The sequence below is a fragment of the Arthrobacter oryzae genome (genome assembly GCF_031454875.1).
Lineage (GTDB): Bacteria > Actinomycetota > Actinomycetes > Actinomycetales > Micrococcaceae > Arthrobacter > Arthrobacter oryzae_D.
Genome location: NZ_JAVDRQ010000001.1, coordinates 62,291 through 80,144, shown reverse-complemented (window position 1 = coordinate 80,144; position 17,854 = coordinate 62,291). Strand labels below are relative to the sequence as shown.

At 65.9% G+C, this 17,854-nt stretch carries 15 protein-coding genes; 7 read left to right on the top strand and 8 right to left on the bottom strand.

What is annotated here, in order from left to right; all coding sequences use genetic code 11:
- Positions 1-171: 171 nt before the first annotated feature.
- Entirely contained in the window at positions 172-1,392 is a 1,221-nt protein-coding gene (locus tag J2805_RS00390) for a PucR family transcriptional regulator (RefSeq protein WP_309967498.1), read from the top strand.
- Between the two features lie 18 nt (positions 1,393-1,410).
- Here the strand turns inward: J2805_RS00390 and J2805_RS00385 are convergent, their stop codons facing one another.
- From J2805_RS00385 to ptsP, 5 genes are all read right to left on the bottom strand, one after another.
- Entirely contained in the window at positions 1,411-2,781 is a 1,371-nt protein-coding gene (locus tag J2805_RS00385) for an FAD-binding protein (protein ID WP_309967496.1), read from the bottom strand.
- Positions 2,782-2,899: 118 nt separating this feature from the next.
- On the bottom strand, positions 2,900-3,160 hold the full coding sequence (locus J2805_RS00380; RefSeq protein WP_309967492.1) for a hypothetical protein: 261 nt from the start codon (positions 3,158-3,160) through the stop codon (positions 2,900-2,902).
- 99 nt (positions 3,161-3,259) lie between these two features.
- The gene (locus tag J2805_RS00375) at positions 3,260-3,658 is read right to left on the bottom strand and encodes a helix-turn-helix domain-containing protein (RefSeq protein ID WP_309967489.1); all 399 of its coding nucleotides are present in this window, start codon (positions 3,656-3,658) and stop codon (positions 3,260-3,262) included.
- 75 nt (positions 3,659-3,733) lie between these two features.
- Entirely contained in the window at positions 3,734-4,012 is a 279-nt protein-coding gene (locus J2805_RS00370) for an HPr family phosphocarrier protein (protein WP_309967486.1), read from the bottom strand.
- 40 nt (positions 4,013-4,052) lie between these two features.
- Positions 4,053-5,738 (bottom strand): phosphoenolpyruvate--protein phosphotransferase, encoded by a 1,686-nt coding sequence (ptsP, locus tag J2805_RS00365; protein WP_309967483.1) that lies wholly within the window; start codon positions 5,736-5,738, stop codon positions 4,053-4,055.
- Between the two features lie 163 nt (positions 5,739-5,901).
- On the opposite strand from ptsP, the gene J2805_RS00360 reads away from it, so the two are divergent.
- Genes J2805_RS00360 through J2805_RS00350 form a run of 3 tightly spaced genes read left to right on the top strand, consistent with a single transcriptional unit; the run spans position 5,902 to position 9,833 of the window.
- Positions 5,902-6,627 (top strand): TetR/AcrR family transcriptional regulator, encoded by a 726-nt coding sequence (locus J2805_RS00360; protein ID WP_309967480.1) that lies wholly within the window; start codon positions 5,902-5,904, stop codon positions 6,625-6,627.
- 57 nt (positions 6,628-6,684) lie between these two features.
- Positions 6,685-8,679 (top strand): PTS mannitol transporter subunit IICBA, encoded by a 1,995-nt coding sequence (locus tag J2805_RS00355; RefSeq protein WP_309967477.1) that lies wholly within the window; start codon positions 6,685-6,687, stop codon positions 8,677-8,679.
- Positions 8,679-9,833, top strand: coding sequence for a mannitol-1-phosphate 5-dehydrogenase (locus tag J2805_RS00350; RefSeq protein ID WP_309967472.1), 1,155 nt, complete (start codon positions 8,679-8,681; stop codon positions 9,831-9,833). The genes J2805_RS00355 and J2805_RS00350 overlap by 1 nt, the downstream gene beginning before the upstream one ends.
- Positions 9,834-10,030: 197 nt before the next feature.
- On the opposite strand, the gene J2805_RS00345 is transcribed toward J2805_RS00350, so the two are convergent.
- From J2805_RS00345 to rraA, 3 genes are all read right to left on the bottom strand, one after another.
- The gene (locus J2805_RS00345; protein ID WP_309967469.1) at positions 10,031-11,470 is read right to left on the bottom strand and encodes a sugar porter family MFS transporter; all 1,440 of its coding nucleotides are present in this window, start codon (positions 11,468-11,470) and stop codon (positions 10,031-10,033) included.
- Between the two features lie 309 nt (positions 11,471-11,779).
- Entirely contained in the window at positions 11,780-13,432 is a 1,653-nt protein-coding gene (locus J2805_RS00340; protein ID WP_309967466.1) for an MDR family MFS transporter, read from the bottom strand.
- Between the two features lie 110 nt (positions 13,433-13,542).
- Positions 13,543-14,076: a ribonuclease E activity regulator RraA gene (rraA, locus tag J2805_RS00335; protein ID WP_309967463.1), complete on the bottom strand. Its 534-nt coding sequence runs from the start codon at positions 14,074-14,076 to the stop codon at positions 13,543-13,545.
- 98 nt (positions 14,077-14,174) lie between these two features.
- On the opposite strand from rraA, the gene J2805_RS00330 reads away from it, so the two are divergent.
- From J2805_RS00330 to J2805_RS00320, 3 genes are all read left to right on the top strand, one after another.
- The gene (locus tag J2805_RS00330; RefSeq protein WP_309967461.1) at positions 14,175-15,476 is read left to right on the top strand and encodes an MFS transporter; all 1,302 of its coding nucleotides are present in this window, start codon (positions 14,175-14,177) and stop codon (positions 15,474-15,476) included.
- A gap of 159 nt (positions 15,477-15,635) precedes the next feature.
- Entirely contained in the window at positions 15,636-16,205 is a 570-nt protein-coding gene (locus J2805_RS00325; RefSeq protein WP_309967459.1) for a TetR/AcrR family transcriptional regulator, read from the top strand.
- 308 nt (positions 16,206-16,513) lie between these two features.
- Positions 16,514-17,737, top strand: a complete 1,224-nt coding sequence (locus J2805_RS00320; RefSeq protein ID WP_309967456.1) for an NAD(P)-dependent malic enzyme — start codon at positions 16,514-16,516, stop codon at positions 17,735-17,737.
- Positions 17,738-17,854: the final 117 nt, after the last annotated feature.

Below are 17,854 nucleotides of genomic sequence, written 5' to 3'. Positions count from 1 at the left end.
AAATCCGCATGTGAGGTACCTGACAGGATGGGCCCGGTCAGGCAGGGGCAGGTTCCGCGTGTTTCCGGGGTTTTTGGTTTTCCTGGTTCGACATCTGTCGAGCCGTGAAGCGTCAGGTGTCGCCTGGTGTCCGTTCACGATCCGGCGGCGCCGGGCAGTAAGGTGGCAACCATGCACCAGCAGGATGTGGAACAGCTCGTTGAGCAGGTAGCACTGAAGCTCGGCCGGGGACTGTCTCTCGAGGATCTCGACGGGGTTTTGCTTGCCTACAGCTCCAACCAGTCGCACGCGGACCGGGTCCGGGTGAACTTCCTCCTCAGCAAACGCGTGCCGGTGGACGTGAAGGCGTGGCAGCTGTCGCACGGCATCGCGACGGCGGTGCGGCCCGTCGTCGTCCCCGCCAACGAGGAGCTGGGCATGCTGGGACGAGTCTGCGTGCCGCTGCTGGTCCGCGGTTTCCGCGTCGGCTACCTGTGGGTGCAGCAGGACATTGAGGACCAAAGTGCGACGGCCATCCTCACCCAGCTGCCCGGCGTCCGGGACGAACTCGAGCTGCTGTCCGGGCTGCTCCTTGAATCGAACACGGCCGAGTCGGAATTCCGGCGCCGCAGGGAACAGGAGTTCCTGAGCGCCTGCGGTGGCGAGGCCAACGCGGTGGCCGCCGTGGCCGGCTGGAAGGAAGTCCAGGGGCGCGGACCGTGGCAGCTCGTGACCGTGCTTGACGCCGACGGCTGGGCGGAGGGCTCCGATCCCATCGCGTCCACGCTGATTCACCGCTCATCCGCCCTGCAGGCCACCATCGGCGTGGATGCGGCGCTCTTCAGCGCGGGCACGGAAACACACGCCGTCATCCTGTTCCGGGAGTCTGTTGGCCGTGCGGCCCATGCGCAGGTTCTGGTGCATTACCAGCTGGAGCTCGCCAAACGGTCAGGGCGTCCGGTTCACCGGATCATCCTGGGGACGAGTGAGGGGTTCGCCAAGCCGCGCGAACTCGCGGACGCCTACCGGCAGTCAAAGCAGGCCGCCCAGGCTGCCGCAGTGGACCCCCAGCTGGGCGAGCTCGTGGACTGCAGGGCGACCGGCATGTACCAGCTGCTGGCCTCGGCCGGAGGCGGCGCAGGTGCCTGGGCCGACGCCGGATCCGTGTACTCGCGCATCCTGGAGGACCACGACCGGAACGGCGAGCTGCTGCCCGTGCTGGAACTCCTCTACGACAATGACGGTTCGGTCCAGGACGTCGCCACCAAGCTGCACCTGCATCGGAGCAGCATCTACAACAGGCTGGGCCGCATCCGGCAGGTGCTCGGGGTGGATCCGCTCAAGGGCATGGTCCGGCTGGAACTCCACGCCGCGCTCAAGGCCCGTCGCTGGTCCGGCCGGCCGCGGATCTAGCCGAGCCCACACACCTGTCTACTCGCCGAACACCTTCCGCGCCAGGAAGTCGTTGCGGAATTTGTGCTCCGGGTCCATCCGCTCCGCGAGGTCTTTGAAGTCGGCAAAGCGCGGGTACAGAGCGGCTACGGAGGCGGCGTCCGCATGGAACAGCTTGCCCCAGTGCGGCCGGGCGCTGAACGGTGCCAGCGCCTCCTCCATTACGGGGAGAAGCTCCTCCACTTCCGGCTGCAGCTGCTTCCAGGTGAAGTGGAACCCCACTGAATCCTGGCCGTAGGCCGTGCTGAGCCATAGCTGGTCCGCGGCCACGGTGCGGATTTCTGAAACGTGCAGCAGCGGGGTGATGCGGGGCGAGAGGGCCCGCAGCTCCGAAATGGCCGCCACGGCGTGTTCGCGGCGGACGAAGAATTCGCTCTGGAGCTCGTCGCCGCTGCTGGGCGTAAACGCCATCCGGAAGTGTGCCAGGCGCTCGGACCACGGTCCGGGGACACCGAGCTGCTCAGTGCAGTTCTCGGCGGAGACGCCGGGCAGCGGATGCCGTGCGACGGTGGCCCGTGTGCCGCCGAAGTGCGTGTCACCGGCCCAGGCGGCCGCGCCGCCGCCCGCGCCCGGAACGCGGCTCTTCAGCCAGGACTGCGCCACGGCATCGCCGCTCCAGTCCGTAAACAGGCTGACGCTGTAGGCGCTGGAGGTGGCGGCGTCGAAATTCTCCAGCACTGTCTGCCAGGGGAGCGCTTCAAAGACGTCCTGCCGCACCGCGAACGTGGGTTCGATGTCCAGGGTTACCTTGGTGACGACGCCCAGTGCGCCGAGGCCGACGACGGCGCCGTCAAAGTCGGGCGAGCTGCCCCGGCCGAGGTGGTGGACGGTACCGTCCGCTGCCACAAGTTCCAGCCCGGCGACGGAGGTCGCCAGGTTTCCATTGGCATCCCCGGAACCGTGGGTTGCGGTGGCGATGGCGCCCGCAACGGAGATGTGTGGGAGGGAGGCCAGGTTGGGCAGCGCAAAGCCGTTGGATTCCAGCTTTTCCGCGAGTGTTCCGTAACGGGTTCCGCCGGAGACCGTGACGGTCCGCGCGGCCGCGTCGATGCGGATACCGGGGTCCAAATTTTCCAGCGAGATCAGCGACCCGGGGGAGTCGGCGATTGCGTTGAAGGAGTGCCGGGAGCCGAGTGCGCGGATTTTTGAGGCGCCCGCCACCACGTCCTGGACTTCCTCGAGCGTGCGGGGGCGGTGGATCGCAGCCGCCGCATAGCGGTAATTCCCGGCCCAGTTCAGTTCCGGCGCGGTGCCGCCTGCTTCCGTGGAGCTGCCGGTTGCGATGGCAACGGTTTCGGTGTGGCCGGGGCGGCCGTTCAATCCGGTCATTTCGCTGATCTCAGTGCGCATGGCATCCCTTTCGCGCCGGACCAACGGGTCGGCAATGTGTTATCGCTAACAATTCTGCTGACGTGGTTCCATCCGTGTCAATGGCAATCCACGGAGCAGAAAGTCGGGTCGCAGGCCTTCAGGCCCTGCCGTCCCGTTCTGACTGGTCTGCGTCAAGGGCGCTGGGCGGTGCCCCGCGGCCTGATCCGGGAAGGCGGGTGGCAGCTTCCCGGCGACGCCGGGCGAGATGGCTTTCCATGCCTTTGGAGACGGCCACAAACGCCACGCAGCTGGCCATGAACGCGGCAGTGTTGTTCAGGCCCATGGCCGTTCCGAGGGCGGCAGTGAGCAGCATGGCGGCGAACCCCGCCACGATGTGCCACCCTCTGAATTTACCCACAAATAAAGGGTAACCCCGGCCTTTGCGGGCTTTTGGCGGTTACAGGGGATCGTTGCTTGATCCTTATCACTGCTTCACAAATGGTGTACCCACGCTAAATCAAACCCGCGAGTCGCCGGCGTCGGGGGCCTTGCTTTTCTTTTGCGTCTCCAGCCATTCCATGATGGCTGCCAGCCGGATTCGCCGGTGCGTGCCGCGGTATTCCACCGGGATTTCGCCGCGATCCGTCATATTGCGAAGGTACGTGTGCGAGATCCCGGCGAGTTCCGCGGCCTGGGAAGTGGTGAGGACTTCCTCAACGCTGCTGACGGTCACCGCTTCGCCGCGGCTGAACCGGCTCAGGAGGTCCACGACGGCGTCCCGCGCCTGGGGCGGCAGCCGGTGCACCGTGCCGTCCACGAACACCGTGATGTCGTGGCTGCCGTTGAGCGCATGTTTCAGTTTCAGGGCTTCGTCGCCGGGGAGCCCGGCCGTCACGCGGGGAGCAATCAATGCCATGCGGAAATCCTAGCGTCCCCGCGCGCCGTTCAACCGTCGATCCGCGACACCGCTGCTGACCGGCGCCCTGGGCCGCTACTCGGCGTCGAGGTCCGTCTCCAGGAGCTTGACCAAAGCGTCCAGCGCCTCATCGGCGCCGTCACCGTCTGCCCGCAGCACTACGACGTCTCCCTTGGCCGCCCCCAGCGTCATAAGCGAAAGGATGCTCGCGGCGTCGAGCGCTTCGTCCGCCGGTTCCCCCTGCATGGAAATGGTGACGTCAACGCCGGCATCTCCTGCCGCTTCGGCGAACAGTGCGGCGGGCCGGGCGTGGAGGCCGGAGCGGCTGGCGATGGTTGCGGTACGTTCGGGCATTACTTCTCCTGGTGATGGTTTGATCGGTGGGCTGCGGCGCTTAGAGGCCGAGTTCGTCGAGCACGGGCAGCTTTTCGCGAACCCAGGCCCGGGCCTCGGTGGCGCTCGGCGCGGACAGGGCCAGCTTTGCCAGCTGCTGCGCTTCAGCCAGCGTGACGGTCTTGAGCACCGCTGCCACGGCAGCGAGCGAGCGTGCGGTCATGGACAGGGTGGTAACGCCCAGCCCGGTGAGCACGACGGCGAGGGCCGGGTCCGCCGCTGCCTCGCCGCAGACGCCAACCGGCTTGTTGTGGCCTTCAGCCCGGGACCCTTCGACGGTGAGGCCCACGAGGCGGAGCACGGCCGGCTGCCACGGGGTGTTGAGCGCCGCCAGCGGGCCGAGCTGCCGGTCGGCTGCCATGGCGTACTGCGTCAGGTCGTTAGTGCCCAGGCTGGCGAACCCCACTTCGCGCAGGATGGCCTCGGCGGTGAGCGCCGCGGACGGCACCTCCACCATCACGCCGGGGGTCTTGATGCCGGCGTCGGCGCACATGGAGGCGAAACGGGCCGCTTCTTCCGCCGTGGAGATCATCGGAGCCATGACCCACACGTCCGCTTCGGACTGCTTCTCGGCCAGGGCGATGGCTTCCAGCTGGCGGTCCAGGACGCCGGGCGTGGTGAAGTCCGTGCGGTAGCCGCGGACGCCCAGGGCCGGGTTGGGCTCCGTGGAGTCGGTCAGGAACGGAAGGGGCTTGTCGGCGCCGGCGTCGAGGGTGCGCAGAACCACCTTCTTCCCGGGGAAAGCATCGAAAACGCTCTTGTAGGCCGCAGCCTGTTCCTCCACGGTGGGCTCGGAGTCCCGCTCCAGGAAGCAGAATTCGGTGCGGAACAGACCCACGCCCTGGGCGCCCAGCTTGGCGGCCGCCTCGGCGTCCTTGCCGCCGCCAACGTTGGCGAGCAGGGGCACCAGGTGACCGTCCGCCGTCGTGCCCGTGCCGCTGAACTCAGCCAGCAGGGAAGCCGTGGCCGCCCAGGCGTCCGCTGCGGCACGCAGTGAATCGTCGGGATCGGACGTGATGGTGCCTGCGGCGCCGTCCACATAGACTTCCGTGCCGTCCGGAAGTTCGTCCACTCCCACCGCGGCCACCACGGCCGGCAGGCCCAGCGAACGCGCAATGATGGCGGTGTGGGACTGCGGGCCGCCGCCTGCTGTCACCAGGGCAAGCACCTTGTTCGGGTCCAGGGTGGCCGTGTCGGCCGGCGCGAGGTCCTCGGCTACCAGCACAAAAGGCGTGCTGGAAGAGGGGATGCCGGGGGCAGCGACGCCGCGAAGTTCCGCCACGATCCGGGCGCGGACGTCCAGGACGTCGGTGGCGCGTTCGGCCATGTAGCCGCCCAGGTTGTGAAGCATCTCGGAAACTGAGGAGCCGGACTCCCAGATGGCGCGCTCGCTGGAGAGGCCGCGGGCCACGAGCTTGGCCGCGCCCTTGATCAGCATGGTGTCCTTGGCCATCAGCGCCGTGGCTTCCAGGACAGCCTTGCCGTCTCCGGTGGCGTGCGCGGCGCGGCCCTTCAGTTCGTCGTGGACAGCCTGTGAGGCTGCCTTGAGTGCTGCCGTTGCATCCTCGGGCGTGACGCCGGCGGCCAGCTGCTCGCCTGCGGGGGGTTCACTGATCGGTTTGGGCATTTGGCGGACGGTGCCGATGATGCGGCCGGGGCTGACGCCTACTCCTGGGAAGTTCTGCACTGAAGGTCCTCATTCTCTGCCGGTAAGCAGGCCCCGCCATTCGTTGCCTGGGCGATTGCCCAGATCGCCGCGACTGCTACGTCCGACGATGTTTTGCGGTGCCTGAAAAAATTGTATGTGATGCACTTCATATAGCGTTGCTATAGGTGCTAGGGTAGCGGTTATGAGTTTCGATGGCCAGCTTCCGCCTAAAACACGGCTGCTCCGAGCAGCAGCCGAGTTGCTGGCCAATTCCGGGGGAGCGGCCGTTTCCACCCGCCAGATCACACAGTTGGCAGGGGTCACAGCGCCCACGCTTTATCACCACTTCGGTGACAAGGAAGGGCTGTTCGACGCGGTTGTCGCGGCAGGTTTCGAAGAGTACGTGGCCGGTGAACGCGACTTCGCCCCTTCCGGACATCCGTTGGAAGACATCCGCCGGATGTGGGATAACCACGTCCAGTTCGGGCTCAATCAGCCGGAACTGTACTTGGTAATGTTTGGCAACATTCGCCCGGAGAGCCGGCCGGCCATCGTCGCCGATGCCGAGGCTCTCATGGAGGAAATGCTGAACAAAGCTGCGGTAGCAGGGCAGCTGAACGTCCAGCCGCGTGAGGCAGCCAGGAGCATCCTGGCGGCGAACGTGGGTGTAACGCTCATGCTCATTGCCGAGACTGCGGCCGAACGGAACCTTGAACTTTCCACCATGACCCGGGACGCCATGATTTTCGCGGTGTCCGCGGACCAGGCCAGCGGCACTCCCGAAGACTCCGGAAAGTCATCGGTGGTGGTGGCAGCGATCGCCCTGAACGCCGCGCTCCAGGCGTCGCACTCGGACCAGCTCTCCAGCTCGGAACTCAAGCTCTTTCTCGAATGGCTCCACCGGATCTCCAACAGTTCCACCAGCTAGTCGTCGAAAATATCGGACCAACCTGCGGTGCAGCAGGAATCACGGTTAGGAAATCACATGGCAACAGAGACAGTTGCAAAACCCCGCACTAGCCTGCGGGTTGGCGTCCAGAAGTTCGGGACGTTCCTGTCCGGCATGATCATGCCCAACATCGGGGCCTTTATCGCCTGGGGCCTCATTACCGCGCTCTTCATTGAAAAGGGCTGGATCCCGGTCCCGGCGCTGGGCGGCTTCGGCACCAACGCCGAGGGCGCACCGAACGTTGGGCTCGTCGGCCCCATGATCACCTACCTGCTGCCTCTCCTGATTGGCTACACCGGCGGCAAGATGGTGCACGACGTCCGCGGCGGCGTCGTTGGTGCCATCGGCACCATGGGCGTGATTGTCGGTGCAGGCATTCCGATGTTCATTGGCGCCATGATCATGGGTCCCCTCGGCGGCTGGACCATGAAGAAGCTCGACGCCATCTGGCACGGCAAGATCCGCCCCGGCTTTGAGATGCTGGTGAACAATTTCTCCGCCGGTATCTGGGGTGCACTCCTGGCCATGCTGGGCTTCTACGGCATCTCGCCGCTGGTCACGGCCTTCAGCACGGCCGCGGGCAACGTGGTCCAGTTCCTGGTCAGCAACGGACTGCTGCCGCTGACCAGCATCTTCATCGAACCGGCCAAGGTGCTGTTCCTCAACAACGCCATCAACCACGGCGTGCTGACGCCACTCGGCATCCAGCAGTCGCTAGAGCAGGGCAAGTCCATCCTGTTCCTGCTTGAAGCCAACCCCGGCCCCGGCCTCGGTATCCTGCTCGCCTACATGTTCTTCGGCAAGGGCCTGGCCAAGGCATCGGCGCCCGGCGCAGCCATTATCCACTTCTTCGGCGGCATCCACGAGATCTATTTCCCCTACGTGCTGATGAAGCCGATCCTCATCCTCGCCGCGATTGGCGGTGGCATGACCGGGATCGCGACCCTGGCCCTCACCAACTCCGGCCTCGTGGCGCCGGCTGCCCCGGGATCCATCATTGCGGTGGTCGCCCAGACAGCCCGTGACAGCTACTTCGGGGTGATCCTTTCGGTCCTGCTCGCCACGGCTGTCTCCTTCCTGATCGCTTCGGTCATCCTCAAGGCCAGCAAGACCCCGGTGGGTGAAACCGAGGAGGACAGCCTCAGTGCCGCCACCTCCAGGATGGAAGCCATGAAGGGCAAGAAGAGCTCCGTCTCCTCCGCCCTGGTGGGTGCCGGTGGCACTGCCGTGATGGCCGGCCCCATCAGGAACATCGTGTTCGCATGCGACGCCGGCATGGGTTCCAGTGCAATGGGCGCGTCCGTGCTGCGCAACAAGATCAAGGCCGCCGGCTTCCCGGAGGTCAACGTCACCAATGCGTCCATCGCGAACCTTACGGATACCTATGACGTTGTGATCACGCACCAGGACCTCACCGAACGGGCCAAGCCGGCCACATCGAGCGCCGTGCATGTCTCCGTGGATAACTTTATGAACAGCCCGCGGTACGACGAGGTCGTGGAACTGGTCCAGCACAGCAACTCCGCCGGAGCCGCCGACGCCGGTACGTCCGCAGCTGCGGCGCCCGCCGCCGCGGCACCTGCTGAGGCCGTCCCGCCGTCGGACATCCTGGTGGCTGACAGCGTCATCCTCAACGGCACGGCGACCACCCGTGATGCGGCCATCGACGAAGCGGGCCGGCTGCTGCTGGACCGCGGCGCCGTGGACAGCGGCTACATCGACGCCATGCACGAACGCGAGGAATCCGTGTCCACGTACATGGGCAGCTTCCTGGCCATCCCGCACGGCACCAACGCCGCCAAGGACCACATCATGAAGTCCGCCGTGTCCGTGATCCGTTACCCGAACGGCATCGACTGGAACGGCAAGGAGGTCAAGTTCGTGGTGGGCGTCGCAGGCATCAACAACGAGCACCTGCACATCCTCTCCTCCATCGCGAAGGTCTTCACCAACAAGGCACAGGTGGCCCAGCTCGAGGCAGCCACCACGGTAGACGAAGTACTGGAACTGTTTGGGAAGGTCAACGCATAGTGAAGGCTGTTCATTTTGGGGCCGGGAACATCGGCCGCGGCTTTGTGGGACTGCTGCTGCACCAGGCAGGCTACGAGCTCGTGTTTGCCGACGTCGCCGAAGATCTGATCTCACAGCTCGCCGCCGCGGACAGCTACGACGTCCACGAAGTGGGGGAGAACCCCACAGTCCGGACCGTGGACAACTTCCGGGCGCTGAACTCCGGCACCCAGGAGGCAGACGTCGTGGCGGAAATCGCGACGGCGGACGTCGTCACCACCGCCGTGGGGCCGCATATCCTGAAGTTCGTGGCGCCGGTGATCGCCAAGGGCATCGCCGCGAGGGCTGCCGGGCTGGCACCCCTCCAGGTGATGGCGTGCGAGAACGCCATCAACGCCACGGACATCCTGCGGGACGAAGTGGCGGCCCAGTGGGACTCCGCGGCCGGCGACCTCGGCGCCGCGGCCGTGTTCGCGAACACGGCCGTGGACCGGATCGTCCCCAACCAGGAGCCGGGCAAGGGCCTGGACGTCACCGTGGAGACCTTCTATGAGTGGGTCATCGACCGCACGCCCTTTGGTGATGCTGCGCCGGTCATTCCGGGGGCGACCTTCGTGGACAACCTGGAGCCCTACATCGAACGGAAGCTCTTCACGGTGAACACCGGGCATGCCTCGGCGGCCTACTTCGGGTTTGAAGCCGGCCTCGGCAAGATCTCGGAGGCCATGGCCGATCAGGACGTTGCCGCGGACGTGCGCGCCGTCCTGGACGAGACCAAGGAACTGCTGATCCACAAGCACGGCTTCAACCGCGAGGAGCAGGAAGCCTATGTCGAGAAGATCCTGGGCCGCTTCACCAATCCGCACCTGCCGGACACTGTGAACCGCGTGGGCCGGGCACCGCTGCGGAAGCTCAGCCGGCATGAGCGGTTCATCGGCCCGGCCGCCGAGCTGGCCGAACGTGGAATCGTGCCTGAAGCGCTGCTGGGAGCCATTGCGGCCGCCCTGCGCTTCAACGATCCTGCGGATGCCGAAGCGGCCGAGCTGGCGCAGATCGTGGCAACGTCCACGGCTGCGGAGGCCACCGAGAAGGTGACCGGCCTGACCGCCGGACATCCGCTCTTCGAGGCTGTCGCGGCTCTTATGGAGGAGGCCAAGGCGGAAGTCAAGGCTTAGGACGCTCTCTCACTTCAGCCGGTTTTTGGCCGACGCTCTCTCAGAAACTCACCCTCTGTCGCCTGGCGAGCCGTAACCCGGGACAGCCTGCGGGTGCAGATAAGGCCCATGCTCGTCATGAACATGGGCCTTACCTGTCCGCTCGCGCAGAGCGCAGAGCGCCCAGCACGGGAAACGGGGCGCGGGGCGCCGGACGCTTAGACCTTGACGGTCCCCTTCGGCACGAAGAGCGTCTCCGCCTGTTCCAGTGACATGCCGTTGGTTTCCGGCACCTTGAACATCACAAAGAAGAACGACGCCGCCGCGAACAGCGCGTACATGGCGTACGTCAGCGGCAGCGAGCCTGCCGCCATGACGGGGAAGCTCAGGGTGATGGCGAAGTTGGCGATCCACTGGGCAGCCGCCGCCAGGCCCAGGGCGCGGGCACGGATCCGGGACGGGAAGATCTCGCCCAGGAGCACCCACACCAGCGGTCCCCAGGAGGCGCCGAAGCTGATCACGAAGACGTTGGCGGCCACCAGGGCAACCGGACCCCAGGCGCCGGGCAGCGAGATTTCCTCACCGGATCCGGTGGCCGAGGCGAAGGCCAGGGCCATGGCACCGAGCGAAACGGCCATGCCGATGGAGCCGGCCAGCAGGATGGGACGCCGGCCGATGCGGTCCACCAGGGCGATGGCCACGAGCGTGACCAGGATGTTGGTGACGGAGGTGGCCACGGAGATGGTGAGCGAGTCCTTCTCCTGGAAGCCGACGGCTTTCCACAGCGTGGTGGAGTAGTAGAAGATCACGTTGATGCCCACGAACTGCTGCAGCACGGACAGTGTGATGCCAATCCACACCACGGCCTGCAGGCCAAAGACCTTGCCGCGGAGCGAACCCTTCTGGCCGGCCAGCTTGTCCTCCTCGATCGCGGACTGGATCTCGCGGATGTGGCGGTCAGTGTCCTCGGACGGCGCGATGGTTTCGAACACCTTGCGCGCCTCGACTTCCTTGCCCCTGAAGACCAGGAAGCGCGGCGATTCGGGCAGGGTGTAGGCGATCCAACCGTAGACGACGGCGGGTACGGCCCCGGCAAGGAACATCCAGCGCCAGGCTTCGATGCCGAGCCAGAGCGCCTGGTCCGCACCGCCGGCCGAGGTGGCGAACAGGGCGTCGGAAAGAAGGGCGGCGAAGATGCCTGTGGTGATGGCGAGCTGCTGGAGCGACGCGAGCCGGCCGCGCACGTGGCGCGGCGAAATCTCCGAGATATACGCAGGGGCAATTACCGAGGCCAGGCCGATGCCGAGGCCGCCCACCAGGCGCCAGAAGATCAGGTCCCAGACGCCGAACGCGAAGCCGGTGCCGAGCGCACTGACGAGGAACAGTATGGCGCCGAGCTTCATGGCGGGAATGCGGCCATACTTGTCGGCCACCTTGCCTGCCAGGTAGGCGCCGGCCGCGCAGCCCAGGAGCGCGACGGCCACGGCGAAGCCGGTGACGGCCTCGCTCAGGGCGAACTCGTCCTTGATGGCGTCCACCGCGCCGTTGACAACGGAGGAATCGAAGCCGAAGAGGAACCCGCCCACCGCTCCCGCGATTGCGAGGCCGATCACCTTGCGGGGAACGCCGGGGCGGCCTTCGGTGCTGGATGTGGACATGGATCTCCCTCGGGATTTTTTCTGCGTTGGTTTTTTAGCTGTGCGGACATCGTTGACCACGGAACCGGCCCTGCTGGCCGGCGCACACGCGCTAAACAGTGTGCCACTTCACGCTGTGAGGTTCCACTTGGGACGGAGGACGACGACGGCGGGACGTCCCGCCGTCGTACTGCTGTGCTGGACGCTGCGGGCCGTCACGCAGCGCAGGCTTTTGCCGCCCAAGGCGGGGCGGAGCCCGGGAATCCGAGGAACAGAAACGGCAGGCAGTCCAAAAGACTGCCTGCCGTGACGTGTGCGCGAACGAGTGGGCTAGTGAGCCGCCACCGCTTCTTTTGAAGCGGCCTTCGGGTCCGTCAGCTTCTTGTTCGGCAACGCGAAGCTGATCAGGAAGGCGATGCCGGTGAGCACGGCCGCGGTGAGCATCACGGCGTCGATCGACTGCGCGAAGCCCTCGGTGATGGGCCGGGTGAGCACAGGGTTTGCCGTGTGCAGCCAGCTGGTGTCGTTGAGGGAATCGTTGGTGGCGCCGTTCCGGAAGAACTCGTAGAGCTTGGCGTTGGCGGGGTCGGCGGCCACAGCGGGGTCCTTGAGCACCTGCAGGTACTCAGCGTTCTGCATGGCCTCCTTCATGCCCGTGGCGATGCGGTCCGCCGCCATGCTGAAGAGCAGGGAGATGAAGACGGCGGTGCCCACGGCGCCGCCCATGGACCGGAAGAACGCGGCGGAGGAGGTACCTACGCCCATGTCCTTCGGCGGAACCGAAACCTGCATGGCCAGCGTGAGCGGCTGCATGCAGAAGCCCAGGCCCAGGCCGAAGAACACGGCAATGACGCCCGGAACCCAGAGCCCGGTGTCCACGCCCAGCGAGAAGCCCATCACCGTGGCGGCGGCGGTCAGCACGGCCGTGCCCATAATCGGGAAGATCCGGTACGTGCCCGATGCCGAGATGGTCCGTCCGGCGGTGACGGAACCGGTGAGGATGCCCACCGTGAAAGTGATCATCATCAGGCCGGCCTCGGTGGGGGTGAGTCCCTTGACCAGCTGGAGGTACATCGGGAGCATGGCGATGGCGCCGAACATGCCGATGCCGATGATGAAGTTCAGCAGCGAGGACAGGCCGAAGGTGAGGTTCCGGAAGAGCCGGAGGGGGATCAGGGCGTAGTCGCCGGCGTGCTTCTCGGCCAGCAGGAACGCGATGATGCCCACGACGCCCAGGCCGATGCACAGGAGGGACGCCGCGGAGGTCCAGCCCCAGCTGCGGCCCTGCTCGGCCACCAGGAGCAGCGGAACGATGGCCAGCGTGATGGCGGCCGCGCCCCAGTAGTCGATCTTCTGCTTCACGTGCTTGGCGGGCAGGTGCAGGTAGAGGAAAACAACAGCCAGGGCAGCCAGGCCGATGGGCAGGTTGATGAAGAACACCCAGCGCCAGCCGTCGAAGCCCAGGATGTTCGCCGAGCCGGCGAAGGCGCCGCCCACCACCGGGCCCAGCACCGAGGAGATCCCGAAGACGGACATGAAGTAGCCCTGGAACTTGGCCCGGTCCTTCAGGGCCACAATGTCGCCGATGATAGTCAGCGCAAGGGCCAGCAGGCCGCCGGCGCCCATGCCTTGGATGCCGCGCGCGATGGCCAGTTCGGTCATGGAGTGCACTGATCCCGCGTACAGGGAGCCCGCCAGGAAGATCACGATGGCGGCCAGGTAAAGCGGGCGGCGCCCGAAGATGTCACTGAGCTTGCCGTACAGCGGGGTGCTCACCGTGGAGGTGATGAGGTACGCCGTGGTGGCCCAGGCCTGCAGCGAGAGCCCGTCCAGGTCGTTGGCAATGGTGTAGATCGACGTGGACACGATGGTCTGGTCCAGCGAGGACAGGAACATGCCGAGCATGAGACCCACCATCACTGTGATGGTCTGACGCTTCGTCAGGACGTCCCCGGCTACGGGCCCGGCGGCGGTTTTGGACATGACTGCTCCATTACGAAGAAAAGGGAATTAAGCTTGATAGTTGCTTTCAGTAACTATCTTACTTTGCGATTTGTTCCCTTGCTCCGGCCAAAACCCTGCGAAACGAAGAATTAACCTCTGCGCTCCACCAGGATCCCGTCCGGATCGCACCAGATCATGGCTCCGGGCCGCACCGTGACGCCGTCGATCTCCAGATCCACGTCCGTCTCGCCGGCACCCTCCTTCGCGCTCTTGCGCGGATTGCTGCCCAGCGCCTTCACGCCGAGCGGCAGGTCGGCCAGGACCTCGCGGTCCCGGACTGCGCCGTTGATCACGACGCCGGCCCAGCCGTTCGCGACGGCGCTCGCGGCGATCATGTCCCCCATCAGGGCGGTCCGCACGGACCCGGCACCGTCGACCACCAGCACGGCGCCGCCGCCCGGGGTTCCCAACGTGGACTTGACCAGCGCATTGTCCTCGAAGCACCTGATGGTGCGCACCGGGCCGCTGAAGTGTGTGAGCCCGCCCAGGGACTGGAACTGGAGCGCGAAGGAATCCAGTTCCTCACCGCGTTCGTCGTACAAATCGGCCGTATTGATGCTGCGGCTGGCAGCCGTGGGAGAGGCGTCCGGGGTTTCCGGCGTGCTTGCGGGGGAATCAGTCATTGGTCCTCCTCGAAATGGGTGTGGACAACCCGGGTACGGGCCGTGCTGCTCACGATAGTCTGAAACCACACCGACCATCAGTTCATGGGGGAGCCGCAATGAGCCTGTCCGACCTGCCGGGGCACGTCCCAGACCCTTCCGCCGTTGCCGCGTCCTCCGGGGGTGGCTCGACGGCGGCGCTCGCTGAACCGGAGCGGAAGGTCACCGCGCGCTGGGTCACCGGCCTGGTCCTGGTCAACGTCGGCATCAATGCCGCCTTCTTCGGGCCCATCAACATCTTCATTGGCCAGCAGGCCATCAGCATCGATGCGCCCAGCAAGGAAGCGATCTTTTCGCTCGTCACCGGCTGCGGCGCTGCGGTTTCACTGGTGGCCAATCCGCTCTTCGGCGCCCTGTCCGACCGCACGGTCTCCGGCTTTGGCCGGCGTGCCCCGTGGATCCTGGCCGGAGCCATCCTCGCGGCGGCGGCGCTGCTGGCGATGTCCGGAGCCACGACCGTTGCCATGATGCTGCTGTTCTGGTGCCTGGTCCAGCTCGGCGCGAACGCCGCGTACGCCGCCATCACGGCAGCCGTTCCGGACCGCGTTCCGGTGCCCCAGCGCGCCACCGTTGGCGGGTTGGCCGCCATGGGCCAGACTGTTGGCATCCTTCTGGGCGCCGTCTTTGGTGCGGTGGTCTCCGGGAACTACATGGTGGGGTACTGGCTCTGTGCCGCGGCCCTCGTGCTGTCAGTTTTGCCGTACCTGTTCCACCGGAACGATCCTGTGCTGCCACTGTCCGCACGCCCGCCGTTCCAGCTGAAGGCCTTCGCCCGGGGTTTCTGGATCAGCCCGGCACGGCACCCGGACTTTGCCTGGGCCTGGCTTACGCGCTTCCTGATGAACGTGGGCAACCAGCTGACCATCGTTTACCTGCTTTTCTTTCTCCGTGACAGCATCGGCCACGAGAACCCGGCCGTGGGCGTGCTGGTCCTTACCGGCATCTACGCAGTCCTGGTGATTATCACCGCCGTGCTGGCCGGACCGTGGAGCGACCGGGTAGGCAAGCGCAAGCCCTTCGTGATCGGGTCATCCGTAGCCATCGCCATGGCAGGACTCATCATGGCCTTCTTCCCTGTCTGGCCCGGTGCACTGGCCGGCGCTGCCGTGCTGGGGATCGGCTTCGGCGCCTACCTGGCGGTGGATTTTGCCCTGCTGACGCAGGTCCTGCCGCAGGCCGCGGACCGGGGCAAGGACATGGGCGTCATCAACGTGGCCGCCTCCCTGCCGCAGGTGTTTGCCCCGACGCTCGCCTACCTGGCCATCCAGTATTTCGGCGGCTATGTTGCACTGTTTTCCGCTGCCGCGGTCATCGGCCTGCTGGGCGCCGTGTTCGTGGTGAAGATCAAGGGTGTGGCCTAACGCGGCACGCCCGGCCGCGTCCGGGAGCACATCGTTTTGAGTTACCGGCCCACGGATTGGCTCAAGAAGGGTGCCGTATAGTGGACTCGAATTGCTGCGGCAGTGCTGTGATGGGGATCGCCTGACCGCTGTACGAAACCCACTCCCGGAACGCTGCTGATGCTCGAACTCAATTCGGAACTTCCGCCCATGGCCGCCCCGCCGACCCTGCCCAGGCAGCAGATCCGCTATGCCCGGATCCTCGATGCCGCCGCCGGATTCGCCCGCAAGGGGCTTGATTCGGTAAGCCTGTCCGAAGTGTCCGCCAAAGCCAATGTCCCGCTGGGAACCCTGTACCGGTACTTTCCTTCCGCCACCCACCTCATGCTGGGGCTGTACCGGAAACAGCTGGGCGAGCTGCAGGTGGGAAGCTGGCCGGAATCAGGGACAACGCATTCGCTGGCCGGAGTGGTGATGGAAATTTTCCACATGCGCCTTATGCAGCCGGCCGTGGAGCAGTGCCTGAGCCAAAGCGTTTACGCGAAGGACAAGGACACCACCGTCCTTCTCCGGGAGATCGACGTCATCGCCGAGCAGGCCGTCACAGTGGCAAGCGGCGACGCCGCCAAGTCCCGCGTGCTGTTGCTGACCGTTTCCGGCCTGGTCCAGGCAGTCCGCTGCCGCCGGCTATCGCTCTTTGAGGCCGAAGAAGACCTGAAGAAAGCCTGTTCGCTCCTCACCCGGTGTTAGCAGCGAACCGAGTAACCGGTCTAGACCACCAAGGGGCTTTTGAGGAACCTTTTGTGTGATCTGAATCACTTCGATTGGCGAATAAACGTTTTATCACGGCGGGTGGTCGGCCCACCGTCCATTCGGCCGGCGCGCGACTGTTTACCATTGCAGGACCGGAGTGGTTAGCAGCCCGTACTTCGCAGGAGCTTCATCGCGGTCCCGCCATCCCTTGGACCGCAGAATTTCCCGCCAGTCCATCTTGAGCCTCCTATGTGCTTGAGCTTCATTGTGCCGTGCGCCCACGGCTAGCCCCAGGAGACAACGACGTGTCCATTGAAACCATCACTGCCGCTGACAGCCTTTCCGCCGGTACCGCTTCCGCCGAGCCGTCAACCGTGCTGACGGACCAGGAGATCTTCGAAGCCCACCAGGGCGGCAAGCTGTCCATCGCCAGCACGGTCCCGCTCGCCAGCAAGCGCGATCTGTCCATTGCCTACACTCCGGGTGTTGCCCAGGTCAGCCGGGCAATCCACGCCGAACCCGAACTCGCCAAGACCCTCACCTGGGCCCAGCGCCTGGTAGTTGTGGTCAGTGACGGCACCGCCGTGCTGGGCCTCGGCAACATCGGCCCCAGCGCCTCCCTGCCGGTCATGGAAGGCAAGTCCGCCCTGTTCAAGTCCTTCGGCGACCTCGACTCCATCCCGCTGGTGCTCAACACCACTGACGTGGACGAAATTATCGAGACCCTGGTCCGCCTGCGCCCCAGCTTCGGCGCCGTGAACCTCGAGGACATCTCCGCTCCGCGCTGCTTCGAGCTCGAGGAAAAGCTCATCGAGGCGCTGGACTGCCCGGTCATGCATGACGACCAGCACGGCACCGCCGTTGTGGTCCTGGCCGCGCTGACCGGTGCTGCCAAGGTGACCGGCCGCGAGCTCGAAGGGCTCCGCGTGGTTGTCTCCGGTGCGGGTGCCGCTGGCATCGCCGTCGCCGAAATCCTGCTGACCGCAGGCATCCAGGACGTTGTCCTGCTCGACTCCCGCGGCGTCATCAACAAGGAGCGTGCGGACATCGCCGCCGATCCCGCCAGCAAGAAGGCGCAGATGGCGCAGCGCAGCAACCCGCGCGGCATCAGCGGCGGCCCCGGCGAGGCACTGCTCGGCGCGGACGTGTTCATCGGCGTCTCCTCCTCGCAGCTGGCCGAGGAGCACCTGAAGCTCATGAACCACAGCTCCATCGTGTTCGCCCTGTCCAACCCGGACCCCGAAGTCCTGCCGGAGGTCGCATCCCGCTACGCCGCCGTTGTGGCCACGGGACGCAGCGATTTCCCCAACCAGATCAACAATGTGCTCGCCTTCCCGGGAATCTTCCGTGGCGCGCTGGATGCCGGTGCCCGCCGGATCACGCCCGCCATGAAGCTTGCCGCCGCCCGTGCCATTGCTGAGCTGGCCGAGCCGGAGCTGTCCGCCGACTACATCGTGCCCAGCCCCTTGGACCCGCGCGTCGCACCGGCTGTTTCCGCCGCCGTGGCAGCAGCGGTCGAAGCGGAGTAACTGCGGAGTTTCTCCGCCAGGAAGTTCGACGGCGGCGCCTCCCGTGCTGGGGAGGCGCCGCCGTCGTTGTTTTACGCCGCTGTCCTGAAATCAAAGTCGTCTTGGAGAAACCCTAGA